The sequence below is a fragment of the Rhizobium mulingense genome (genome assembly GCF_029194105.1).
In the GTDB taxonomy this organism is placed as follows: Bacteria; Pseudomonadota; Alphaproteobacteria; order Rhizobiales; family Rhizobiaceae; genus Rhizobium; species Rhizobium mulingense.
On the sequence record NZ_JARFVE010000003.1, the window covers coordinates 741,268 to 764,264 of the forward strand.

The window sequence follows — 22,997 nt, forward strand, 5'->3', positions numbered from 1 at the left end:
TTATCAACCAGAGGAGAGAACAATGAGCAACGAACTTTACGCAGACGGCATCGGCGAAATCACCATTACCGGAACGATCGTGCGCATCGACCTGATGTCGCTTTCGGCTACCGATCGTGATGCCAACAACAACCCGAAACCGGTCTTCCGCCAGCGCATCATCATGCCTGTCGATGCCTTCGCCAATGCGGTCGATCTGATGCAGAAGGCGCTCGGCGGGTTGGTCGAAGCGGGTGCGGTTCGTCGCGTTGGCGATATGTCAGCTGCGGCGGCTGCCGATATTCAATCGGGTCCGGCCGGCGCTTCGAACGCTTCGCCGAACTTCAACTGATAAAACAGATTTCGCCTCGGTTTCGTATTGGGTTTCGGGTGGGCCATGAGTGGTTTTCTGCATACCAACCTGCATTGTCTGGCGCTCGTCGCGCGACATCACGGCGTCGATCTTGCTCCTGAGCGCCTGCAGCACGATTATGCCGTCGGCAACGATCCCGTTGCCGTGCGGCAGCTGCTGCGCATGGCCAAGGATGCCGGCCTCAGGGCCCGGCATCTGACGCTCGACTGGCGATCGCTGTTTCAGCTCCGCGAGGCCTTCCCGGTGCTCGCGGAACTGACGAACGGCAATTGGGTAGTTATCGCCGACGCTGTCGGGAGCGGTGAGGAGGAGAGAATTCGCGTTCTCGACCCGCTTGCCTCACGCGCCGAAGCGATGATGCTCAGCGAAGAGCAATTCGCCAAGGCCTGGCTCGGATCGGTGATCCTGCTGAAGCGCAATTATCGCATGTCCGATGAGGACCGGCCCTTCGGCTTCCGCTGGTTCGTTCCCGAAATCATCAAGCAGCGCAGCTTCTTCCGCGATGTCGCGCTCGCGGCCTTCGTGCTTTACGGCCTGGGGCTGATGACCCCGATCTTCTTCCAGCTCGTCATCGACAAGGTGCTCGTGCATCAGAGCTATGCGACACTGACGGTTCTGACGGCAGGCATTGCGATTGCGCTCGTCTTCGACGCGACGTTCACCTTCCTGCGGCGCTATCTGCTGCTCTACGCCACCAACAGGATCGACATCCGCGTCGCGACCCGCACCTTCGGCCATCTGCTGAACCTGCCGATCGCGCTCTTCGAACAGGCTTCGGCCGGCGTTCTCGTCAAGCACATGCAGCAGACGGGGCGCATCCGCGAATTCCTGACGGGCCGGCTGTTCCTGACGCTTCTCGACGGCGTGTCCCTCTTCGTCTTCGTACCGATCCTGCTTCTCTACAGCGTCAAGCTGACGCTCGTGGTGCTCGGCTTCGCAGCGCTTGTCGGCCTGGTCGTAATGCTGCTCGTCGGGCCGTTTCAGCGCCGCCTGCAGGCGCTCTATCAGGCAGAAGGCGACCGGCAGGCCCTATTGGTGGAAACCGTGCACGGCATGCGCACCGTCAAATCGCTGGCGCTGGAACCGCGCCAGCGCAAGGTATGGGACGATTATTCGGCCCAGTCGATCTCGGTGCGTTTCCGGGTCGAGAAGATCTCGACCATCGCCCAGGCGATGACCGGACTGCTGGAGAAGCTGATGAGTGTCGCGATCATCGGCCTCGGAGCGCTCGATGTCTTCAATGGCGCGATGACCATCGGCGCACTGGTTGCCTTCAACATGCTCGCCGGCCGGGTCTCCGGACCGCTCGTCCAGATCGTCACCATGGTGCATGAATATCAGGAAGTGGCGCTCTCCGTGCGCATGCTCGGGGAGATCATGAACCAGCGGCCGGAGCAGGCGGGCCGCGGGCGCGGCGTTCGGCCGCATCTGCGGGGCCACATCGCATTCGACAGGGTTACCTTCCGCTACGCTCCCGACACCGCGCCGGCGCTCGACAATGTCTCTTTCGCCATTCCGGCAGGCTGCGTCTTCGGCGTGGTCGGCAAGAGCGGCTCGGGCAAGACGACGATCACCCGGCTCATCCAGGGTCTCTATCAGAGCCAGGAAGGGCTTGTGCGCATGGACGGATATGATAGTCGCGAGATCGACCTCGTGCATCTGAGAACCAGCATCGGCGTTGTACTGCAGGACAATTTCCTGTTCCGCGGCTCGGTGCGCGACAATATCGCCGCCGCCAAGCCCGATGCCAGCATCGAGGAGATCATGGAGGTCGCCCGCATCGCCGGCGCCGAAGAATTCATCGAACGGTTGCCGCGCGGCTTCGACACGATGCTGGAGGAAAATGCCGCCAACCTCTCCGGTGGCCAAAAGCAGCGCCTGGCGATTGCCCGCGCACTGATCACCGATCCGAAGCTGCTGATCTTCGACGAGGCGACGAGCGCGCTCGACCCCGATAGCGAGGCGATCATCCGCGAGAATCTGAGCCGCATCGCCGCCGGCCGCACCGTCATCATTGTCTCGCACCGGCTTTCGACGCTCGTCGACGCCGATGCCATTCTCGTGATCGATCGCGGCAAGGTCGCCGATATCGGCCGACACGATCAGCTCGTGTCTCGCTGCATGACCTACCGTCACCTCTGGGCACAGCAGATGAGGCAGGTCGCATGAACGCGCATGTCAAAAAGTCCAGCGAGAACCTGCCCGTACGCTCGAACAATGCCCCATCGGCCAAGGGGCCGGACAAGGGCAGGGAGCTCACCGCCCGCCCACCACTGCCGCCGGCGATTGCGGAATTTCAGTCCGACGCCGTCGAGCTGGAAGAGCGCGCGCCGCCGCGCGTTGCCCGCATGACGCTCTACTGCGTCACGGCGCTGCTTGCCGCAGCGATCACCTGGGCCTCGGTCTCGTCAATCGACGAGGTGGTGATTGCGCCCGGCAAGCTCGTCACCACTCAGCCGACCATCGTCGTCCAGCCGCTCGAAACCTCGATCATCCGCACGATCGACGTGAAGGCCGGCGAGGTGGTGCGTGCCGGCCAGACGCTGGCGACGCTCGACGCCACCTTCAGCCAAGCCGATGTCGGGCAGCTGAAGACGAAGTTTTCCGCCCTCGACGCCCAGGTGAAGCGGCTTGAGACCGAGCTGACCGGCGAGGACTATTCGAAGATCGCCGGCAATACGCCGGACGAGCAGTTGCAGGTGCAGTTGTTCGGCCAGCGGCGTGCCTTCTACACGGCGCAACTGCAGAATTTCCAGCAGCAGATCGCCGGCCAGTCCTCCGTCCTTAAGGCAAACCGCAACCAGGAGGCCGTGCTGAACGACCGGCGTGACAATCTCTCGCAGATCGAGGCGACACGAAAGAAGCTCTATGACACGGAAAGCGGCTCGCTGCTCACCATGCTCGGCTCGCGCGACGCCCGCCTTGATGTCGAGGCCGATATCACTGCCGTGCGCGGCAAGGCCGACGAGGCGGCTCACACCTATGCCAAGCTGCTCGCCGACCGTCAGGCCTTTATCGAGGATTTCCGCCGCGCCGCGATGGAGCAGTTGGCGGACCTGCGCAGCCAGCGCGACATGGCGGGTGAAGAGCTGAAGAAACTGGAGCTGCGCCGCAACATGGTGGCGCTGACGGCACCCGCCGATGCCGTCGTGCTCGATCTGGCGCAACGCTCGGTCGGTTCGGTGGTGCGGGAGGCCGAACCGGTCGTCACGCTGGTGCCGATCAACGTACCGCTTGAAGCCGAAGTGTCGATCAACACCCGCGACATCGGCCGCGTGTCCGTCGGCAAGGAGGCACGCGTCAAACTCGACGCCTATCCGTTCCAGAAATATGGCACCGCCTCCGGCGAAGTGAGAACCATCAGCCAGGACACCTTTCTAACCGGCCAACAAGAGCAGACAGCCACCCCCGGCCAGCCGGCCGCCCCTTTCTTCAAGGCGCGGATCCTGCTTGCAGATACCCGGCTGAATGCCGCAGATGTGCCGGTGCGGCTGCTTCCGGGCATGACCGTTTCGACGGAAATCAAGGTCGGCAATCGCACGGTGATCTCGTACTTCCTGTATCCGTTGCTGCGCGGACTCGACAACGCAATACGTGAACCATAGGCTGACGGACTGGTTGGCTGAAAACACAGTTCCGAGTGAGTTTTGAGGCAGGTATCGGGTCTCATCGTCTGCGGTTTGCCCGCCTGCATGTTCGTGAAGTCGATCGCCGCTTGACGCTATACGCGCACAACCTCACACTCGCTGTGTCGACGGTGAGTCGAACAGACTGTACGGTATTGCAGATGCGTTGCTCACCTCCCCAGGAGCTGCGAGCCGGGGCTGACAGATCCAAGCCCGGGTGGTCGCAAAAAGAATCGAGGTCGCTCGACTTCGAACTCGCACCGGCTCCTAGTTCGTTTGTGAGGCCGCGCCGTGTATAAGGTGTCATCAGACGTCGATCCTCCTGGCGGCGGCTCACGTTCACACTGGAATTTCCCATTGCGGAACGTCCCCCGCTGGCTGCTTTGGCCAGTGCTTTTGATCTGCATGTTGCTTGCAGCCGGGGTCGTCGTTTTTTTCGGCGGAAGCGACCGCCTCGAAGGTCCGGCTGGGCCAATTGAAGATCGATCTCTCAATAAGGCTGCCCCATCATCGGAAATCGTCTCCCGCCGTGACGATGAGGCTGCTTCTCCCCTCCGGCCGATGCCCATATCGCCCCAGCTGATCGAGGTCCCGAAACCGGAGCTGGCGGGTCAGTTTCTACGGATATGGCGTGTCTCGGGGTCGAGCATTTGCGCTGCTCTTCGAGAGGCCGGTATCGAGATAAGCGAATGGAAAGCGGCATCGATGCGCAATCGCAATTATGAATGTTATTTTCAGCGCATCTATGAACGTGACGAGGCGCGTCCCCTCAGTTCCACCTTCCTCAAGGTTCGTGGAAATGAAATGGGCGATATTGTTGAGATCCGCGCCAGGATCATCGGGCCGACGACAGACGATGAGGGGCGTCTCGCCCCGGCTATTCTGCGCATATTCGAGATCATTGTGAAGCAGGCGTGCTGGCGCGATTTCGAGGATAGTCTTATGTCGATCCAAAACCTTCGAAATGTCGAAGAAGAGCGATTCGGCGCCTACCTCAGTTTCATGCGCGAAGCCGACGGCGGAAGCAATTTTGATTTTGTTCTTGGTCTCAAGGCGACTTCAGCTTCGCAGGTGAGGACCAAGACGTATTTTTCGCCAGAGCGCTGGCTAACCGGAACCGATCGCCGCAACGTTTCGGGGAACGTGATCCTCACGGATCGCTGGAGGACGTCCACGTCAGCCAATTGCGCAAATTGACGGCGTAGCCGGAGGGGTGACCTGCGGGAGTTGCTATGACCGTGCAGGGGAGGGCCACGAATGACGCTTTACAGGTCCGCACGGATAGAAAAAACGTACATATAGGGCCTTCCGGAAGAGCTCTTCCGAACCTTCTCGGACGACAGGGAACGCAATTTTCGATCTTTCAGGCAATATAGCGAATAGCCAAACGGTGTGAGATAGTCGATCACACTGCCGACAGCATTGGGTCGATGTCGGTCTTCCGCCTCGATAAGCAGATTGGGAAGGTCTCGGCTCAATGTGGCCTCCGCACCTTTGAATACTTATAGCTCGTGGCCTTCAACGTCGATCTTGGTGAAGCCGAGAGCCTCGAACTGATAGCTATCCAGGGGCCGGGTCGGAACGGAGATTTCTTCGACCGATAAGCCGATCACGGGGGATCCGCATCGTTGCAACGCCAGCGCTATCGGAAAGTGCGACCTGCTCGGGCCGAACCAACGAACCAAGCGCAGCCTCCAGGAAAGCGACCTATTGGGCTGAGGTTCAAAGGCGACGACATCGCGCGCAAGATGGGTCTGCGCGCCCTTTCGCCAAGCCTGGTTCTTTAGAAGAAGCCGACGTAGCCGCGAGAGAGCTCAATCGTTGTAATAAAGGCAGCCTCAACTATATACAGCATTATTGCAAATGCTGTATATAACACCAAATACAGCGAAGGAGGACGCCTATGCCCAGGTCAAGCGGTTCCTATTCTACCAGCGATCTCTCCCGGAAATCCGGCGACATTATCGCCGAGGCGCTTCGTCATCCGGTCACTATCACCCAGCGCAACAAGCCGCGCCTCGTCCTCCTCAACATCGAAGACTACGAGCGGCTGATGAAGCAATCCGACCGCCGATCCACCGGCACCATCGAAACCATGTCGGATGAACTCTTCGTTGAATTCGAGAACGCCGTCGAGACCTATGCCGGTGAGGATGAGGCAGGTCGGTAGTGCTACGACCTGATCCAGACCGCAAGCGTCATACGCTATCCTTACCTGTGGGCGCGGGAGGCTGAGCGTGGAGAGACGGAAGGACGCAAGGAGCGGCCGGTCGCCGTGGGCGTGAGAATGCCGCGGCCGGACGGTGATCTGGTCCTGTTCTTTCCCATCACCACGAAACAGCCGGAGGCATCGCGGTTTACTATAGAGGTGCCTGCGATCGAAAAACGCCGCGCCGGCCTTGATGCCGATCGCAGGCTTTGGATCATCTTCGATGAGTTCAACACCGACACCATCGGCAATTCATTCTATCTCGAGCCCGAGCCGCCGACAGGCCGCTTCAGCAAGGCTTTCTTCCTGCCGTTGCTGCGCGAATTCATCAGCCGCCGCAAGTCGGCCACCGAAGTCAACCGGTTCCGCTGACCGCCACGGCAAGAGTGTGGCGGCGTATTGATCGTCATGAAATGGATTTGACGAAGCAGTTTGCCGCGGCCGCCGCGTCCAAACGATGATGATCGTCTTTGGGCATTGAGGGTGATCTCGTGCGGACGCTGGCTAGAACGTGCCCGGCTACAGGCGAATCTGGCGTAAGTTCTATTATGGAACTCGATTATGGGGGCGAACGCGAAACGGGACAATGCTCCTCGCGCCTAAGCCAACGCCACCGAGATTTCAATGCAGAGCCAGTCTGGCGGGCATCGAGCGGCGCGACGGCCGGTTGGTTGCGCGAGGCATGGTCCTCTCTAATCGCCTTTGATAATGGCTTCCGCCGCCTTCTCCGCAATCATGATCACCGGCGAATTCGTATTGCCGGAAACGATCGTCGGCATGATCGAGGCATCGACGACCCGGAGCTTCGCCACGCCGTGCACGCGTAGCCGCGTGTCCACCACCGCCATCGGATCGCTGCCCATCTTACAGGTGCCGACGGGATGGAAGATCGTCGTGGCGATGTCGCCGGCGCGGCGGATCAGATCGTCGTCGCTCTCATATTCCCGGCCCGGCAGCATTTCCTGCGGGTTGAAACGGGAGATGGCCCTGGTCCGCATGAGGCTGCGGGCATGACGGATGGATTTTGCCGCAAGCAGCCGGTCGCCGGCCGTCGAAAGATAGTTGGGGCGAATTTCCGGCGGCTGGCTGGCGTCGCCTTTCGTGACATGCACCGTGCCGCGGCTTTCCGGCCGGAGATTGCAGACGGAAACCGTGACCGCGGGGTAGCGGTGCAACGGTTCGCCGAGCCGGTCCGTGCTCAACGGCTGGACATGATATTCGAGGTCCGCCGTGGCGACGGCGGGATCGCTTTTGGCGAAGATGCCAAGCTGGCTCGGCGCCATGGAAAGAGGACCCGACCGGTTGATGGCATATTCAAGGCCCATTCCGGCGCGGCTGAAGAGGTTGTGGTAAAGCTGATTGAGCGTGCGCGCGCCTTCGATCTTGAAGACCGTGCGGATCTGCAGGTGATCCTGGAGATTTTCGCCAAGGCCCTTCAGGGGGTGACGAACCGGAATATCAAGGGCCGAAAGGACCTCAGGCCGGCCGATGCCGGAGAGTTCCAGGATTTTGGGTGAATTGATGGCACCCGCCGACACTACGACTTCGCGGGAGGCGCGGGCGATACAAAGTCGGCCGCCAAGCCGGAAACGCACTCCGGAAACCGCCTTGCCGTCGAACTCCAGCCGTTCCGTCTCAGCACCCGTCAGGACGCGAAGGTTCCCCCGCTTCATTGCCGGCCGCAGGAAGGCTTTCGTCGTGTTCCAGCGCAGGCCGCCCTTCTGGTTGACCTCGAAATAGCCAGAGCCTTCATTGTCGCCGTCATTGAAATCGTCGGTTTTCGGGATGCCGAGTTCTTCCGCCGCATCGCGGAAGGCGTCGAGGATCGGCCAGGAAAGGCGCTGGCGCTCGACGCGCCATTCACCACCGGCGCCATGCATGGCGGATTTGCCGCGGTAATTATCTTCCGACTTCAGGAAATAGGGCAGAACGTCGTCCCAGCCCCAGCCGACGTTTCCGGCCTGCCGCCATCCGTCATAATCGGCCGCCTGGCCGCGCATATAGATCATGCCGTTGATCGACGAACAGCCGCCGAGAAGTTTTCCGCGCGGATAGTTCAGCGCGCGGCCATTGAGGCCGGCCTCGGCGGCCGTCTTCATCATCCAGTCGGTGCGCGGATTGCCCATGCAGTAAAGATAGCCGATCGGCACATGGACCCAGTGATAGCGGTCCGTGCCTCCGGCCTCGAGCAGCAGCACGCGATTCTTCGGATCGGCCGAGAGCCTGTTTGCCAGAACACAGCCGGCGGAGCCGGCGCCGACGATGATGAAATCGTAGCTTCCCTCGTCCATCGGCGTTTCATTGCCTTGCATCGTCACGCTGCAGCTCCCGTCGCCGTAGATTCGGCTGCCGAAAGCAGCCGCCAGAGCGGGGCCATGGCTTCCGCTATGTCACTGTAGAGCGCGTAGCGCCGGTCGTAATGCGCGGCGAGCGCGGCATTCGGCCGATAGTGCCGGTCGATACGCACCATGGCATCCGCGCCTTCCGTGAAATCGGCAAACAAGCCCACTCCGGTACCTGCCGCGATCGCCGCACCGAGAGCCCCTGTCTCCTTAGACTTGGCGACCGAAACCGGCACGCCGAGCACATCGGCAAAGATCTGCGGCCAGAGGCGACTGCGCGATCCGCCGCCCGACAGCACCGCCTGGTCGAAGGTTGCCCCCGCCCCGCGGAGCGTCTCGACGTGTTGGCGGTGGCCGAAGGCGACGCCTTCGAGCAGGGCGCGGATTAGGTGACCCTTAGTGTGCCAGCCGGCAATGCCATAGAAGCCCGCCCGCGCATGGCCATCCTGCTGGGCGCCGTAGAGATAGGGATGATAGAGCAGGTCGTCAGCAGCCGGCTGAATTTCCGCCGCCAGTGCGCAGCAGGCGTCGAAGGGCGAGATGCCCTCGGCATGCTCACCGTCGAAGAATTCCCGCACCAGCCATTCGAGATTGGCGGCCGAAGTGGCGCTGTTTTCCATCGCCATGTAGCGCGCGCGATCGAAGGTCGAGGACATGAAGACGGGTCCGCCGAGATCAGGCCCGTCGATGATGACCTGGTTGATGCTCCAGGTGCCGGCGATGATCGAGGCGCTGCCGGTGCGCGAGACGCCCGAGCCGAGGGCCGAGGCGACGACGTCGAAGAGCCCTGCAACAACCGGCGTGCCGGCGGCAAGGCCGGTCTCTGCCGCCACCTCTTCCGTCACCTTGCCGGCGATGTCGGCGCTTTCGATCAGCCGCGGCAGCAGGTCCATGCAGTCACCAAGGCCGTAAGCTTCCATCAGCGTGCGGTCATAACGGCGGGCGGCGAGATCGAGCAGCCCTGCCCCTGACATATCCGACATTTCGCTGACACGCTCGCCGGTCAGCCGGTTGACGACGAAATCCTTGGAGCAGAACACCGTGCCGATGCGCTGGAAAATCTCCGGTCGATGACGTTTCAGCCAGGCGAGCAGCGTCGGTGTCTGCGAGGGCCAGGGCCGTTGGCGGGCGATCGGATAGGTGCGATCGCCGACAGCCTCGGCCGCCCATTCCTCGACAAGCCCGGTCGCCCGCGTATCGAGCGACTGGATGCCGAGGAAGGGTTCGCCATTTCGATCCAGCGCATACAGCCCATTGCCGTGACCGGCGCAGCCGATTGCGGCGATATCAGCCGCAGCAATGCCTGCCCGGTCGAGGCAAGTGCGGATGACGCGTTTGGCGTTAGCCCAAAGCTCACCGAGATCCCGCTCGACATGGCCGGGACATGGCATGCGGCTATGCCCCTCCTCTCCCGCATAGGCCACTTCCCGGCCGGTACGGTCGAAGATCACCGCCTTGATGACGGTGTTGCCGGCGTCCAGCCCCAACAGATATTCTTCCATTCCGAACCCCTCCCAAGGTTCTGTCATTGCTTATGCAATTCCAAAGATAAACCGCTTCACGCTTTTCCGGGAATTGCTCCAGCACCTTAGCCTTGACGATAGATCGTAACGGCTTCTTCACCGCTAGCATCCTGGTGGATGATCGCCATCAGCCCGCGCACGACGGCGCTCGCATTGGCATGCTGGTAGATGTTGCGGCCATAGACCATGCCCATCGCACCCTGCCGCATCAAGGCCGCGGATTTGGCGAAGACAGCGGCGAGATCCTCCTTCCCGCCGCCGCGCACCAGCACCGGGCATCGCGCCGCTTCGACCACGCGGTGGAAATCCTCCGCATTGGTCGTCGGATCGGCCTTGACGATATCGGCGCCCATTTCGCGCGCAAGCCGCGTCAAAGTGACGATCTTGTCGGCATCACCATCAACCATGTAGCCGCCGCGCTCGGTGACCGGCTGCATCACGAGCGGTTCGATCATCAGCGGCATGCCATATTTCTCGCAGTCCGCCCGGACTCGCGAAATATTCTGCACGCACTGGCGAAACAGATCGGGCTCATCCGGCAGCATGAACAGGTTGACCACCACGCAGGCGGCATCCATCTGCAAGGCGCCGACCAGCGGCTCTGCTTCATTCTGCAGCACCGCCCACATGTCGCGATGACGGACGCGGTTATAGGGATTTCCCATGTCGATGCGCATGACGAGCGCCGGCTTGTCCTTGCCGGGCAGATCCTGCAGCAGATCGGCCTGGCCGTAATTCATCTGGATCGCATCCGGTCCCGCATCGACCAGCGCCTTGACGACGGCCGGCATGTTCTCCAGCCCGTCGAGAAAGGACGGTTCGTTGCAGACGCCGTGATCGATTGCCACATCAAGGCAACGGCCGTTGCCGAACAGCCGGTTCATCCGGACCTTGCGGTTGTCTCGCATAGTTCACTCCTCCGTTCGTTCCTTGCGGAAAGGGTTGCTTCGGCGACGCCGTGGCGCTCGCGCATGATGGTGAGAAAGCGGATGCGCTCTTCGGCGGCGCGCTCAGCCGACCAGCCTCTTTCGACGGCCAGCAGGTCGAGCACGGCGTCAGCCATGTCGAGTGAGAGCTCGCCGGAAATTGCGATCGTCGTGCGGCGCAGCAGCAGATCGTCGAGATGCTCGACGGCTTCGGCGCCGATCAGATACTGGATTTCGCGAAGGCTGTAGCCGGCATGCGGCAGAGGATCGTCGGGACCTGCCGCGATGAAGCCCGCGACATCCTCCGCATCGGTCCCATAGCGTTCGAAGAGGATTGCAGCGCGATCGATGGAGATGCCCGTCGAGGCCGCAAGATCACGAACCCAGCCGCCGCCATCTTTGGGGAAGGCACGTCCGCCGCCGAATGTCCTCTCCGACGTATCGATGCGCCGAGCTCGGCCGAGCCGTTCCAGCGTCATGTCGGCCGCCAGTTCGCCGAAGGAGCGGAACGTCGTCCACTTGCCGCCGATCATGCAGAGAACGGGCGGGCCGCCATCATGGCTTTCGATCACGGTGCAGAAATGATCCCGCGGGATCCGTCCGGTAAAACTGTCCTTGCTGGCCGGCAGCGGGCGCACGCCGGCGAACTGGAAAACGATCTCTTCCGGCCGGATGCGAATGCCGGGCAGCACGAAGGCAAGCGACTGCAGGATGTAGTCTCGCTCGTCGCGCTCGCAGCGCACAGTGCCGGGGTCATCGACGCGAATGTCCGTCGAGCCGACCAGCACCTTGCCGAGATAGGGGAAGAGGATGCAGATGCGCCCGTCCTCGTTCTCGTAATAGATCATGTGCCCGTCGAGCATGTCGTGAAGCGCGGGATTGTCGATGATGAGATGCGACCCCTTGGTGCCGCCCATCAGCGGGGCAGGACGCGCGCCCTCGGGAAAAAGCGATCCATTGGCGATGTCGATCCAGCCCCCGGTCGCGTTGACGACGAGACCCGGCTGGATGCGAAACGTCTCCCCGGCGATGCCGTCGCGCAGCAGGAAGTCCCCCGCCCCGACCTGTTCGATCGTCGCATAGTTCAAGGCCCGGGCATTCGGACCCGCAGACAGGCCGTCGCGCAGCAATTCGATTCCGATCCGCTCCGGATGGCTCACCCAGGCGTCGTAATAGGTCGCTGAGCTGCGGATCCCGGGATTGAGCGCCGGCCATTTTGCCAGCGTCGCCCGGCGTCCGCGGAACTGGTGGCGGGGCATCAGCGCGCGCTTGCGCGTCAGGAAATCGTAGATGGCGAGCCCGGTCTTGATGGCCACGGCGCCGCGGCGGCTCGGACGCCGGGTGAGACCGAGGAAGCGCACGATACCGTTGGCAAGGCCGGAGAACACATCGAAAACAGGAACCGTCGTCGGCAACGGCGCGACATAATGGGGAGCGTTGCGAAGCAGCCGGTCGCGCTCGACGAGAGACTCCTGCACGAGGCTGAACTCGCCATTCTCCAGATAGCGCAACCCGCCATGGACCATGCGCGAGAGGGCGGCACTCGCACCGGAGCAATAGTCGCCCTGCTCGACGAGCAGCACGTTCACGCCCTGCAGCGCCAGCTCGCGAAAGACGCTGAGCCCGTTGATGCCGCCGCCGAGGACGCAGACGTCCACCTTCGGGCTTTGGCGAAGCCCGTCCATTGCTTCCACACGGTTCATGATGGCGTCCGTTATCCGTCCATGGTGGCGAGCTGCGCCGATATGGCGGTGTCGATGGCCGCGAGATCGGCGGTTGAAAGGCGAAGCGTTCCGGCCCGCGCATTGTCGAGCGCCTGCGCCGGGTTTCTTGCACCGCAAAGCGCGAAGGTTACGCCCGGCTGGGCCAGTGTCCAGGCGATCACCGTCTGCGCGATGCTGGCGCCGTGGCGCTCCGCCACAGGCCGGATCGCCTCGGCAAAATCCTTGGCCCTCCGACGGTTGGCGACGGAAAAGCGCGGATTGTCCTTGCGCTGGTCGTCGCCGGAAAACACGCGCTCATGCCCGATGGCGCCGGAAAGCAGGCCGAGCGCCAGTGAGGAATAGCTGAGCGTCGACACGCCGTTGGCGATGGTGAGCGGCAGGAGGTCCGCCTCGATCTGGCGATCGATCATGCTGAACCGCTCCTGGATCGCATCGAGCGAACCGGTCTCGATATATTGCTCCAGTTCCGACCGGTTGACGTTGCTGGCGCCGATCGCGCGGATCTTCCCAGCCTGTTTCAGCTCTTCCAGCGCCGCGACGGTCTCCTCGATCGGCGTCGTCGGGTCCTGCCAATGGGTGATGTAGAGGTCGATATGATCCGTGCCGAGACGGCGCAGGCTTTCCTCCACCTCGTGAACGATCGAGTCCCGCCCGAGATGGCGGTGCACCGGCTTGCCGTCCTGCTCGAAGAAATGGTTGCCCTTCTGGGTATGCCACACCAGCCCGCACTTGGTGGCGATCACCGCCTTGTCGCGGCGTCCGGCGAGCGCCTTGCCGACGATCTCTTCGGACCGGCCCAGGCCGTAGGCCGGCGCCGTGTCGATGAGCGTGACGCCGGCATCGAGCGAGGTCTGGATGGCGGCGATGGATTCCGCCTCGTCCGTGCCGCCCCACATCCAGCCGCCGATCGCCCAGGTGCCGAGGCCGACGGCCGATGCCTTGACGCCGGAGCGGCCGATTTCACGGGTCAACTGTTCGCCGCTCATGCGGAAAATCCTTCCTCGGATGCGAGTTCAAGAATGCGCGCGCCCGTCGCCTCGTCGGTGACGAGCGTATCGAGATGATTGCCGCGCAGGATGCTGAGGATCGGCCCGGCCTTGTTCGGGCCGCTCGCGACGCCGATCTTTGTCGGGATCGAGGCGAATTCCGGCAGCGTCAGCGAAACCAGCGACCGGTTCAGGCTGTAGTCGCAGACGCGGCCGTGATCGTCGAGCAAATGGGCGAGCAGTTCGCAGCTGGCGCCCGAACGCTCGATCGCCGCGCGATCGGTGCTGGAGGAAGGGTGCAGGTCGTAATAGCTCGAATCATCGGTCAGGATCGAGCCGATGCCGACCACCGCGACCTTCGCTTCCCGCGCCCGCCGGAAGACGTCGGCGACGGAGCGCATGTTGATCAGCATCGACCGCTGCTCGGCGTCATCGGCAAAGAGCGGCGCGTGGATCTGGTAGGAGCGTCCGCCAAGCCGGTCGGCCATCAGGGTCGAGACGTGGTTGACGTCGGTATAGTGTTTGCCCTGCACGCAGCCGGTTGCCGGGATGACCTCGACATCGAAGCGGCGCGGCGCCTGGAGGCCGGCGACGACGGCGCTGACGCCCTTGCCGCCGGTGATGCAGATCGTGTCGCCATCGGCGATTTCTTCGAGCAGCAGGCGGGCCGCCGCCTCGCCGACCGCCTGCAGCGCGGTCTGCGGATTGTCGGAGACGGTGGGGACCACGACCGCGCGGCTGATGCCGCCAAGCGCCAGAAGCCGCTCCTCCATATCGACCAGAGGTTCGATCGGCGATTTGATCTTGATCTCGACCAGGCCGAGCTGACGGCCCCGCTTGATGAGGCGGTTGACGGTGGCGTGCGAGATCCCGAGCTGATCGGCGATCTGCGCCTGCGTCAGCCCCTCCAGAAAATGCAGGACGAGCGCCTGGTGCATCTGGCGGGCGATGACGATTTCTTCGCGCGGGGCTGTCGTCCTGGGTTTCAGTTTGGCGATCGGCATGTCAGGCGGCCTTCCGCTTGTGCAGGAAATGGTCGATGGATACGGCGGCAAGCAGGATGCATCCTTTGATCAAGTCCTGCCAATAGACGGAAACATTTAGCAGGATCAGCGACGAGGTGACGAGGGAAAGAAGCGCGATGCCGAGAATGGCCCCGAGGATGGTCCCCGAACCGCCGTTCAGCGAGGCTCCGCCGATCACCGCGGCTGCGATGATGTTCAGCTCCATGCCGACGCCGAACGTGGGCGTCGCCGCGCCGAAGCGGGACATGTAGATGACGCCGGCGACGCCGGCGAGCGTCGAGCACAGCACCGTCACCCAGAACTTCACTTGGTTCGTCTTGATGCCGGAATAGAGCGCCGCCTTCTCGTTGCTGCCCGTGTAGAACACCTTGCGGAAGGCGGTCGCCCGGCGCAGCAGGAAATCGAACAGGATGACGACGGCGACGAAGATCAGGATGACGTAGGGAACGCCGTAGAACGTGCCCTGCCCCACCGCCTTGAAGCCGGCCGGCAGCGTGAAGAGCGAAAGCGGCGTGCCCTTGGTGATGATGAGGCAGAGGCCGCGCACGATCACCATGACCGCCAGCGACGTGATGAAATGGTTGAGGCCGACGACGGTCACGAAGAAGCCCATGATGGCGCCGATGGCGCTGCTGGCAAGAATGCCGGCAAGCGAGGCCGTCCACGGATCGAGCCCGGCAAGAAAGAGCGAGCCCGAAAGCACCATCGCGAAACAGACGACGGAGCCGACCGCAAGGTCGATGCCGCCGACGATGAGCAGGATCGTCATGCCGACGACGACGATACCCTCCACGGAGAAGCTCATCAGCATGGCGCGGAAATTGCCGAGCGTCAGGAAGTGCGGCGAGGCGAAACTCATGATGATGCCGAGCGCCAGGATGATCGCGATCAGCCCTGCCTCGCGCATCGTGCCGATGCGTTTGAAGGACGACGTCCTGGGCAGGCCTGCCGCCATCGTGTCGATTGCCATTTCCCTCTCTCCCATGTTCTCTTCACGCGGCATGGTCTGCCGCCCTTGCGCTGCCCATGCCGGAGGCAAGGCGGATCACGGCCTCTTCCGACATCTCGTCGGCGCCCAGCTCCCCCGCGATGCGTCCCTCGCGGACGACCAGCAGCCGGTCGGAAAGGCCGAGCAGCTCCGGCATTTCCGAGGAGATGACGATGATGCCGATGCCAGAGCTTGCCAGCTCGCGCAGCAGGCGGTGGATCTCCGCTTTCGCGCCGACATCGATGCCGCGCGTGGGCTCGTCCATCAGAATGACTTTCGGCTTCACCGCGAGCTGCTTGGCGATCGCCACTTTCTGCTGGTTGCCGCCGGAAAGCGATTTCACCGGCGCCTCGATGCCGCTCATACGCACGGCAAGCCTTCGGGCAAAATCATCCGCTAGGGCGGCCTCCGCGCGGCCATTCAGCAGGCCGACCGAATTGGTGAGCGCCTTCAGGTCCAGCACCGATATGTTCTGCGCGACGGACATTTCGAGAAAGACGCCCGACCCCTTGCGGTCCTCGGACAGGTAGACGATGCCGGCTTTCACGGCATCGGAATAGGCGCGGATCGGTTGCGTCGTGCCGTGCAGGCGGACGGTTCCTGCCGTGCGTGGCCGCAGTCCGCAGATGCCTTCGGCGATTTCCGTGCGGCCGGAGCCGATGAGGCCGCCGATGCCGAGGATCTCGCCCTTGCGCAGGCCGAAGCTGACGTCGTGAAAACGCATCCCGTCACTGATGCCTTCAACCTCGAGAATGATCTCGCCTGACGTTTCGCCGGCGCCCAGCTTGTCGGGATAGAGCTGCGTGATCTCGCGGCCGACCATGCGGCGCACCACGTCATCCGGCGTCACGTCGGCAATGCGGTCGGTGCAGACGTAGCGGCCGTCACGGAACACGGTGACCCGGTCGCAGAGGCTGAAGATTTCCGCCATGCGATGGCTGATATAGATGATCGAAATGCCGTTCGCCCTGAGATCGCGGATGATCGAGAAGAGCTGTTGCGCCTCGGTCTCGGTCAGGGCAGCCGTCGGTTCGTCGAGGATCAGCACGCGACAGTCGAGCGTCAGCGCCTTGGCGATCTCGACCAACTGCTGGCTTGATATCGGCAGGTCGGCGACCTTGCGGCGGACATCGATCGGGGCAAGCCGGTTCATCACCGCCTGCGCATCGCGCTCCAGGCCGCGGTAGTTCATGAGCGGCGCCCGACGGCGATTGGTCGCCGCCATGAACATGTTTTCAGCGACCGTCGCATCCGGGCAGAGCGCGATTTCCTGGTGCACCAGGCCGATGCCCAGAGACTGGGCAACGGCGGGAGAGGAAATGCGCACAACCTTGCCGTCGACGTGGATTTCGCCGTGGGTCGGCTGCAGCACGCCGGCGATGATGTTCATCAGCGTCGACTTGCCGGCGCCGTTCTCGCCGCAGAGCGCATGGACTTCACCGCGTTCGAGAGTGAAGTCGACATCCGTCAACGCCTTCACCGCCCCAAAATGCTTGGTGACGCCATGAATGGTGAGCAGGGGCTCCGTCATCATCTTCCTCCCTCTCCATCTCGGCCATCCGCACCGAAAGTGCGGATGGCCTGTCCGGGTCTTATTCCTCGATGCCCTTGGTGCCGCGATGCTTCAGGTACTTGTCCCAATAGAAGTCGTCGGCATTTGCGGCGGTGACGATGGAGAGGCCGTTGTCGACGACCGGGATGCTCATCGGGTTGAAGCCCGAGCGCTTGGCGTCGTTCATCGGGTCGATCAGTTCCGGGTGCTTGGCGAGCCACAGCAGCATGAAGCCCATATAACCCTGCATGCCCTGGTTGGGGTTGATCGAGCCGAAGACTTCGCCGGCCTTGATCATGTCGAGTATGTTGGCATTGACGTCGGCGCACATGACGAGGACCTTGCCGCCGGTTTCCTTGTTGGCCTGCGCGGCGCCGATCGCGGAGTTCGCTTCCGGCATGAAAACCGCCCCAAGGTTCGGGTTGGCCTGGATGAGGCTGGAAAGCCCCTGATAGGCCTTGGTCGGATCCTGGTTGGACGCGGCGCGGCCGACGAGCTTCATATCCGGCCACTTCTCTTCCATGCGGGCGATGAAGGCGGCGATGCGCTTATCGTGGTTGTCCTGGCCGGGATTTTCGAGAACGGCGTATTCGCCCTTGCCGCCCATCTTCTCGGCGATCGCATCGGCGGCATAGGTGCCTTCGCGGGTGTTGTCCGAGGTGATGAAGGAGACGCGCTTGGACAGCGGCGAGTCGGCGGCAAAGGTGACGACCGCCGTGCCTTGGCCGATGGCGCGGTTGATCGGCTCGATGAAGGGGTCGGAATTCATCGGATGGACAAGAATTCCGGCCGGATTTTGCGCCAGCGCCTGGTCGAAGGTGGCGATCTGCTTGTTGACGTCATATTCCGGTGTGCCGGTATATTCCGTTTCGCAGCCGAGTTGTTGCCCCGCCTGCTTGAACATCTCGTAGACGGGGAACCAATATTCGACACCCGAAACCATAACGTTCATGACGTATTTTTCGCCCGGCTTGCAGCGGAACGGGTTTTCCGTTCCCGCGCTTGCGGCGCCGGCGATAAACGTTGCAGCAAAAACCGCCATTGCGGTCGTGGTGAGTAAAGTGCGCAAGAGTCCTCCTTGAGGCCGAAGCCTCTCCCAAAAGCCCGAGGGCGCCGAAAAGCGCCGCTGATCGTGTTGAAGTCCGGACTTCCTCCTCGACGTCCGGTATGGGCAGCTAAGCGTAAAGCTCGATGCCTGTCAATATAATTCACGACGTGAAATATATTTCAGTGGGACCAGATGCGGCGTCTCAACCGACAGATCGCCACGGCGCGGTCGCGGCCAGCCACTGTCGTGTACGGGCCTCGGGATCCGGATTGCGAGTGATATCGGTGACCACGGCAGCGCTTTCGGCCCCGTTTTCCAATACTAGCGGCGCGCGTTCGGCAGTGATCCCGCCAATGGCAACGAGCGACATTGGTCCGACACGTCGCCGCCAGTCCGCAAGTCGTTCGACGCCTTGCGGCGCCCATTTCATTTCTTTGAGGATCGTGGGCCAGACCGGCCCAAGGGCAACATAGTCCGGTGCGGCGGCCAACGCGGTTTCTAATTCTGACGGATCGTGCGTGGAAAGGCCGAGCTTCAGGCCGACGCGCCGAATGGCAGCCAGATCGGCCGCCATCAGGTCTTCCTGCCCGAGATGAATGAAATCGCATCCCTCGTCGATTGCCAGCCTCCAGTAATCGTTGATGATCAATTGGCAGTCCGCTGCCGCGCAGGCGGCTTTCGCACGCCGGATCTCCTCGCGAAGCACCGGCTCCGGCCGGTCCTTGATGCGCAGCTGGATAAGTTTGACGCCGAGCGGTACGAGACGCTCGATCCATTCGGCGCTGTCGACGATGAGATAGAAAGGGTCGAGCTTCATGAGAAGACGGCCTTCCCGATGACGGGAGTGGAAGGAACGGCCATGTCGCGTGGCTCCAGCGGCACGGCGCCATGCGCAAGACGGCCGGCATCGATGGCAAGCGCGAAGGCTTCGGCCATAGCAGCGGGATCGCCCGCGCCGGCAACGGCAGTGTTGAGAAGAACGGCATCATACCCGTACTCCATCACCGCGGCGGCGTGAGACGGGCGGCCGATGCCGGCATCGACGATGAGCGGCACTTCAGGAAAATGCGCTCGGAATGACCGCAGTGCCATCGGGTTCACCGGTCCCATGGCGGAGCCGATCGGCGCGCACCAGGGCATCAGGATGCGGCAGCCGGCCTCCAGCAGCTTTTCGGCGACGACAAGGTCGTCGGTCGTATAGGGGAAGACCTGAAAGCCCTCTCCGGTCAGGATGCGTGCCGCTTCGACAAGGCCGAAGACATCGGGCTGCAGCGTATCGTGATGGCCGATCACTTCGAGCTTGATCCAGTCGGTGCGGAAAACGTCGCGAGCCATCTTCGCTGTCAGCACAGCCTCCTGCACGCTGTGGCAGCCGGCCGTATTCGGCAGCACCCGTACGCCGAGCTCGCGGATCAGCTCGAAGAAGGCGCCGCCCGCCTTGCCGCCGGCCGCCTCGCGTCGCAGCGAGACGGTGACAATTTCCGCCTTCGAGCGTCTCACGGCTTCTGCCAGGACGGCGGGCGATGGGTAGCGGGCGGTGCCGAGCAGCAGCCGGGAATGGACCTCGATGTCGTAGAGTTTCAGCATGTCAGCCTCCCTGCATCGGTGAGAGAATTTCAATGCGGTCGCGCTCGCCGAGCATGAAATCGGCACGATCCTCGCGGTGCACCAGTTCGCCGTTCACCGCGGTTGCGAGCCACCCGCCTTCGTAGTCCAGAGCGAGAAGCAGATCTGCGAGCGTCGCGGCCGCGACCTCCTGTTCCTCGCCATTGATGATGAAGGTCATGACGCCCTCCTTTCAGGCTGTCCTTGTTCGGTGAGAAGACGCCGCGCGACCTCTGCGGCCATGGCCGGCGCCAGCAGAAAGCCGTGGCGGTAGAGGCCGTTGACATGGAGGGTGCGTCCCTCCTGTGTCACACGCGGCAGATTGTCCGGATAGGCGGGCCGCACGCCTGCGCCGGTTTCCGTAACCCGTGCCTCGCCGAAGGCAGGATGCAAGGCGTAGGCGGCGTTCAGCAATTCCATCAGCGAACGTGCGCTAATCGGGCCGTCATCGTCGCTTTCGATCATCGTCGCGCCGACCATGAAGCGGTTTTTTTCGCGCGGCACAATATAGATCGGGTGGCGCGGATGCAGCAGGCGAACGGGGCGGGAGAGACTGACCTCGCCCGTTTCGATGCACAGCATCTCGCCACGAACACCGCGCAATCCGGGCAGCCGGCCGATCTGGGCGGCACCGGTGCAGTCGATTACCCGGTCACAATTGGCAAGGTCAGCTTCGCCCGTGACGCCGAGCATAAGACGCATGCGGGCGTCCTCAAGCCCTGCGGCCAGGGCCGCGAGTGCCTGCCGTGGGTCGAGATGCGCTTCCTGCCGGAAGAACAGCGCCCCGCGGAAGCGGCCGGCGAGATCAGGCTCCAAAGCGGCGATCGCCGCCTCGTCCAGCCATTCCCATCCGCTTGTCCGGCGGGAAAAGCGGTCGAGCTCGCCGGCATCGCGCCCGCCGGCCACGACAAGCGTTCCCCGGCGATTGACATGGCCGGGCAATGCCGCCTCCCACCAATCGGCGGCAAGGCGACCGAGCGTCAGCACCGGCTCCTCCGCACTTTCCCGTTCGCACCACGGCGCCAGCATGCCGCCGGCAAAGCCGGATGCGCCGGCCCCGGCCTTGTCGGCCTGCTCCGCGAGGGTGACGCGGAAGCCGTGGCGATAGAGCTGCCAGGCCACGGTGAGGCCGGCAACGCCGGCCCCTTTGACGAGAACGCGCATGGTCATTCTCCGGCTGGAGTTTTCGCGACCTCTGCGGCCGGCATGTAGAGATCGCCGCCATCGCGGTACTTGGCCGCCATAGCTTCTAATCCTTCCTTCTGGGCTTCGGCGCGAATGTCGTGGGAAATTCGCATGGAGCAGAATTTCGGGCCGCACATCGAACAGAAGTGCGCCACCTTGTGCGCCTCCTTCGGCAGGGTCTCGTCGTGGAAGGAACGGGCCGTATCCGGGTCGAGGGAGAGATTGAACTGGTCCTCCCAGCGGAATTCGAAGCGTGCGCGCGACAGCGCATCGTCGCGGATGCGGGCGGCCGGATGTCCCTTGGCGAGATCGGCCGCATGGGCGGCGATCTTGTAAGTGATGACGCCGGTCTTGACGTCGCTGCGGTCAGGCAGTCCCAGATGCTCCTTCGGCGTGACGTAGCAGAGCATGGCCGTGCCGAACCAGCCGATCATCGCGGCCCCGATGCCGGAAGTGATGTGGTCATAGCCCGGCGCGATGTCGGTCGTCAGCGGTCCGAGCGTATAGAAGGGGGCTTCGCCGCAGACCTTGAGCTGCTTGTCCATATTCTCTTTGATCTTGTGCATCGGCACATGGCCGGGGCCTTCGATCATCACCTGGCAGTCCTTCGCCCAGGCAATCTTGGTCAATTCGCCAAGGGTTTCGAGTTCGGCAAATTGTGCTGCGTCATTGGCGTCCGCGATCGACCCCGGACGCAAACCGTCGCCGAGCGAGAATGAGACGTCATAGGCACGGCAGATGTCGCAGATTTCCTCGAAATGCTCGTAGAGGAAACTCTCCTTGTGGTGATGCAGACACCACTTGGCCATGATCGAGCCGCCGCGTGAGACGATGCCGGTGACGCGATTGACGGTGAGCGGGATATAGGCCAGCCGCACGCCGGCATGGATGGTGAAATAATCGACGCCCTGCTCGGCCTGTTCGATCAGCGTATCCCGATAGACTTCCCAGGTCAGATCTTCGGCAATGCCGTTCACCTTCTCGAGCGCCTGGTAAAGCGGCACGGTGCCGATCGGAACCGGCGAATTGCGAATGATCCATTCCCGGATGTTGTGAATGTTGCGGCCGGTGGAAAGGTCCATGACCGTGTCGGCGCCCCAGCGGATCGCCCAGACCATCTTCTCCACCTCTTCCGCCATCGACGAGGTGACCGCCGAATTGCCGATATTGGCGTTGATCTTCACCAGGAAATTGCGGCCGATGATCATCGGTTCGGTTTCGGGGTGGTTGATATTGGCGGGGATGATCGCCCTGCCCTCGGCGACTTCCCGCCGCACGAATTCGGGCGTCACGAAATCCGGAACATGCGCGCCGAAGCTCTCGCCGTCGCGCGCGAGCACCTCCTTCGCGGCCTGCCGGCCGAGGTTTTCGCGGATCGCAATAAACTCCATTTCCGGGGTGACAATGCCGGCACGCGCATAGGCGAGCTGGGTGACGGCACGTCCGGCCTTTGCCTTCAGCGGCGTGTTGCGAATGGGAAATTCCGGCGTCAGCCGCTCGCCGGTGGCAAAACCATTGTCTTCAGGCTTCACCACCCGGCCTTCATAGGCTTCGACGTCGCCACGCGCCCTGACCCATGCTTCGCGCAAACGCGGCAGCCCGGCGTCGATAGAAACCACATGGGCCGGATCGGTATAGGGGCCGGAGGAATCATAGACCGTAACCGGCGGCTCGCCGGAGGTCGGGTGAAGGCTGATTTCGCGCATCGGCACGCGCAGATCCGGATAGAGCGTTCCGGGCTTGACGATCTTGGTCGAGGCCGGAAGCGAGCCGGTGGTGACGACGGGAGTAAGCTGGGGTGCAACAATATTCATGGATGAGGCTCCAAGGTTTGACGTTTGGAGACCCAGTTCCAGTGTTGGAATGATGGAAAGACGCCTTGCGCGACAAAGCGAAAATCCGCCCA

General features: G+C 62.7%; 20 protein-coding genes. 6 read left to right on the top strand and 14 right to left on the bottom strand.

All coding sequences use genetic code 11. The features are described 5' to 3' along the window. The first annotated feature begins 22 nt into the window (after nucleotides 1-22). The 6 genes from PYR71_RS08335 (at nucleotide 23) to PYR71_RS08360 (ending at nucleotide 6,559) form a co-directional block, all read left to right on the top strand. Nucleotides 23-331 (top strand): hypothetical protein, encoded by a 309-nt coding sequence (locus PYR71_RS08335; protein WP_040112893.1) that lies wholly within the window; start codon nucleotides 23-25, stop codon nucleotides 329-331. Between the two features lie 45 nt (nucleotides 332-376). Then, nucleotides 377-2,521 carry a peptidase domain-containing ABC transporter gene (locus tag PYR71_RS08340; RefSeq protein WP_275618961.1) on the top strand — a complete coding sequence of 715 codons (2,145 nt, stop codon included), beginning with the start codon at nucleotides 377-379 and terminating at the stop codon, nucleotides 2,519-2,521. Further along, nucleotides 2,518-3,957 (top strand): HlyD family type I secretion periplasmic adaptor subunit, encoded by a 1,440-nt coding sequence (locus PYR71_RS08345; protein WP_275618962.1) that lies wholly within the window; start codon nucleotides 2,518-2,520, stop codon nucleotides 3,955-3,957. Before PYR71_RS08340 ends, PYR71_RS08345 begins: the two co-directional genes overlap by 4 nt. Nucleotides 3,958-4,383: 426 nt before the next feature. Then, a complete protein-coding gene (locus PYR71_RS08350; protein ID WP_275619069.1) occupies nucleotides 4,384-5,175 on the top strand; it encodes a DUF6030 family protein in 792 nt (263 codons plus the stop codon). A 706-nt stretch (nucleotides 5,176-5,881) separates the two neighbouring features. Further along, nucleotides 5,882-6,148 carry a type II toxin-antitoxin system prevent-host-death family antitoxin gene (locus tag PYR71_RS08355; RefSeq protein WP_275618963.1) on the top strand — a complete coding sequence of 89 codons (267 nt, stop codon included), beginning with the start codon at nucleotides 5,882-5,884 and terminating at the stop codon, nucleotides 6,146-6,148. A 9-nt stretch (nucleotides 6,149-6,157) separates the two neighbouring features. Continuing rightward, a complete protein-coding gene (locus tag PYR71_RS08360) occupies nucleotides 6,158-6,559 on the top strand; it encodes a hypothetical protein (protein ID WP_323115697.1) in 402 nt (133 codons plus the stop codon). Nucleotides 6,560-6,879: 320 nt separating this feature from the next. On the opposite strand, the gene PYR71_RS08365 is transcribed toward PYR71_RS08360, so the two are convergent. The 14 genes from PYR71_RS08365 to thiC all read right to left on the bottom strand — a co-directional run bounded on the left by PYR71_RS08365 (nucleotide 6,880) and on the right by thiC (nucleotide 22,905). Further along, a complete protein-coding gene (locus PYR71_RS08365; protein ID WP_275619070.1) occupies nucleotides 6,880-8,499 on the bottom strand; it encodes a GMC family oxidoreductase in 1,620 nt (539 codons plus the stop codon). Between the two features lie 2 nt (nucleotides 8,500-8,501). Beyond that, nucleotides 8,502-10,031: an FGGY-family carbohydrate kinase gene (locus tag PYR71_RS08370; RefSeq protein ID WP_275618965.1), complete on the bottom strand. Its 1,530-nt coding sequence runs from the start codon at nucleotides 10,029-10,031 to the stop codon at nucleotides 8,502-8,504. Nucleotides 10,032-10,117: 86 nt separating this feature from the next. Continuing rightward, nucleotides 10,118-10,960 (bottom strand): class I fructose-bisphosphate aldolase, encoded by an 843-nt coding sequence (locus PYR71_RS08375; protein ID WP_275618966.1) that lies wholly within the window; start codon nucleotides 10,958-10,960, stop codon nucleotides 10,118-10,120. Then, nucleotides 10,933-12,681 carry a glycerol-3-phosphate dehydrogenase/oxidase gene (locus tag PYR71_RS08380; RefSeq protein WP_275618967.1) on the bottom strand — a complete coding sequence of 583 codons (1,749 nt, stop codon included), beginning with the start codon at nucleotides 12,679-12,681 and terminating at the stop codon, nucleotides 10,933-10,935. The genes PYR71_RS08375 and PYR71_RS08380 overlap by 28 nt, the downstream gene beginning before the upstream one ends. A gap of 11 nt (nucleotides 12,682-12,692) precedes the next feature. After that, on the bottom strand, nucleotides 12,693-13,688 hold the full coding sequence (locus PYR71_RS08385; RefSeq protein WP_275618968.1) for an aldo/keto reductase: 996 nt from the start codon (nucleotides 13,686-13,688) through the stop codon (nucleotides 12,693-12,695). After that, on the bottom strand, nucleotides 13,685-14,692 hold the full coding sequence (locus PYR71_RS08390; protein WP_064685329.1) for a sugar-binding transcriptional regulator: 1,008 nt from the start codon (nucleotides 14,690-14,692) through the stop codon (nucleotides 13,685-13,687). Before PYR71_RS08390 ends, PYR71_RS08385 begins: the two co-directional genes overlap by 4 nt. A gap of 1 nt (nucleotide 14,693) precedes the next feature. Next, the gene (locus PYR71_RS08395; protein WP_275618969.1) at nucleotides 14,694-15,683 is read right to left on the bottom strand and encodes an ABC transporter permease; all 990 of its coding nucleotides are present in this window, start codon (nucleotides 15,681-15,683) and stop codon (nucleotides 14,694-14,696) included. A gap of 22 nt (nucleotides 15,684-15,705) precedes the next feature. Then, nucleotides 15,706-17,232: a sugar ABC transporter ATP-binding protein gene (locus PYR71_RS08400; RefSeq protein WP_275619071.1), complete on the bottom strand. Its 1,527-nt coding sequence runs from the start codon at nucleotides 17,230-17,232 to the stop codon at nucleotides 15,706-15,708. Nucleotides 17,233-17,293: 61 nt separating this feature from the next. Then, a complete protein-coding gene (locus PYR71_RS08405) occupies nucleotides 17,294-18,322 on the bottom strand; it encodes a substrate-binding domain-containing protein (protein WP_040112907.1) in 1,029 nt (342 codons plus the stop codon). Nucleotides 18,323-18,503: 181 nt separating this feature from the next. Continuing rightward, a complete protein-coding gene (locus PYR71_RS08410) occupies nucleotides 18,504-19,118 on the bottom strand; it encodes a thiamine phosphate synthase (protein WP_275618970.1) in 615 nt (204 codons plus the stop codon). Continuing rightward, nucleotides 19,115-19,888, bottom strand: a complete 774-nt coding sequence (locus PYR71_RS08415; RefSeq protein ID WP_275618971.1) for a thiazole synthase — start codon at nucleotides 19,886-19,888, stop codon at nucleotides 19,115-19,117. Before PYR71_RS08415 ends, PYR71_RS08410 begins: the two co-directional genes overlap by 4 nt. Nucleotide 19,889: 1 nt before the next feature. After that, nucleotides 19,890-20,087, bottom strand: coding sequence for a sulfur carrier protein ThiS (gene thiS / locus PYR71_RS08420; RefSeq protein WP_183916808.1), 198 nt, complete (start codon nucleotides 20,085-20,087; stop codon nucleotides 19,890-19,892). Continuing rightward, entirely contained in the window at nucleotides 20,084-21,070 is a 987-nt protein-coding gene (thiO, locus tag PYR71_RS08425; RefSeq protein WP_275618972.1) for a glycine oxidase ThiO, read from the bottom strand. Before thiO ends, thiS begins: the two co-directional genes overlap by 4 nt. A gap of 2 nt (nucleotides 21,071-21,072) precedes the next feature. Beyond that, nucleotides 21,073-22,905, bottom strand: coding sequence for a phosphomethylpyrimidine synthase ThiC (gene thiC, locus PYR71_RS08430; protein ID WP_275618973.1), 1,833 nt, complete (start codon nucleotides 22,903-22,905; stop codon nucleotides 21,073-21,075). Nucleotides 22,906-22,997 lie beyond the last annotated feature (92 nt).

Bases quoted from the DNA above. Each gene is read 5' to 3' on its own strand.
- PYR71_RS08335 (WP_040112893.1), top strand. From the start codon at position 23: ATGAGCAACGAACTTTACGCAGACGGCATCGGCGAAATCACCATTACC.
- PYR71_RS08340 (WP_275618961.1), top strand. From the start codon at position 377: ATGAGTGGTTTTCTGCATACCAACCTGCATTGTCTGGCGCTCGTCGCG.
- PYR71_RS08345 (WP_275618962.1), top strand. From the start codon at position 2,518: ATGAACGCGCATGTCAAAAAGTCCAGCGAGAACCTGCCCGTACGCTCG.
- PYR71_RS08350 (WP_275619069.1), top strand. From the start codon at position 4,384: ATGTTGCTTGCAGCCGGGGTCGTCGTTTTTTTCGGCGGAAGCGACCGC.
- PYR71_RS08355 (WP_275618963.1), top strand. From the start codon at position 5,882: ATGCCCAGGTCAAGCGGTTCCTATTCTACCAGCGATCTCTCCCGGAAA.
- PYR71_RS08365 (WP_275619070.1), bottom strand. From the start codon at position 8,499: ATGCAAGGCAATGAAACGCCGATGGACGAGGGAAGCTACGATTTCATC.
- PYR71_RS08370 (WP_275618965.1), bottom strand. From the start codon at position 10,031: ATGGAAGAATATCTGTTGGGGCTGGACGCCGGCAACACCGTCATCAAG.
- PYR71_RS08375 (WP_275618966.1), bottom strand. From the start codon at position 10,960: ATGCGAGACAACCGCAAGGTCCGGATGAACCGGCTGTTCGGCAACGGC.
- PYR71_RS08380 (WP_275618967.1), bottom strand. From the start codon at position 12,681: ATGAACCGTGTGGAAGCAATGGACGGGCTTCGCCAAAGCCCGAAGGTG.
- PYR71_RS08385 (WP_275618968.1), bottom strand. From the start codon at position 13,688: ATGAGCGGCGAACAGTTGACCCGTGAAATCGGCCGCTCCGGCGTCAAG.
- PYR71_RS08390 (WP_064685329.1), bottom strand. From the start codon at position 14,692: ATGCCGATCGCCAAACTGAAACCCAGGACGACAGCCCCGCGCGAAGAA.
- PYR71_RS08395 (WP_275618969.1), bottom strand. From the start codon at position 15,683: ATGGCAATCGACACGATGGCGGCAGGCCTGCCCAGGACGTCGTCCTTC.
- PYR71_RS08400 (WP_275619071.1), bottom strand. From the start codon at position 17,232: ATGACGGAGCCCCTGCTCACCATTCATGGCGTCACCAAGCATTTTGGG.
- PYR71_RS08410 (WP_275618970.1), bottom strand. From the start codon at position 19,118: ATGAAGCTCGACCCTTTCTATCTCATCGTCGACAGCGCCGAATGGATC.
- PYR71_RS08415 (WP_275618971.1), bottom strand. From the start codon at position 19,888: ATGCTGAAACTCTACGACATCGAGGTCCATTCCCGGCTGCTGCTCGGC.
- thiS (WP_183916808.1), bottom strand. From the start codon at position 20,087: ATGACCTTCATCATCAATGGCGAGGAACAGGAGGTCGCGGCCGCGACG.
- thiO (WP_275618972.1), bottom strand. From the start codon at position 21,070: ATGCGCGTTCTCGTCAAAGGGGCCGGCGTTGCCGGCCTCACCGTGGCC.
- thiC (WP_275618973.1), bottom strand. From the start codon at position 22,905: ATGAATATTGTTGCACCCCAGCTTACTCCCGTCGTCACCACCGGCTCG.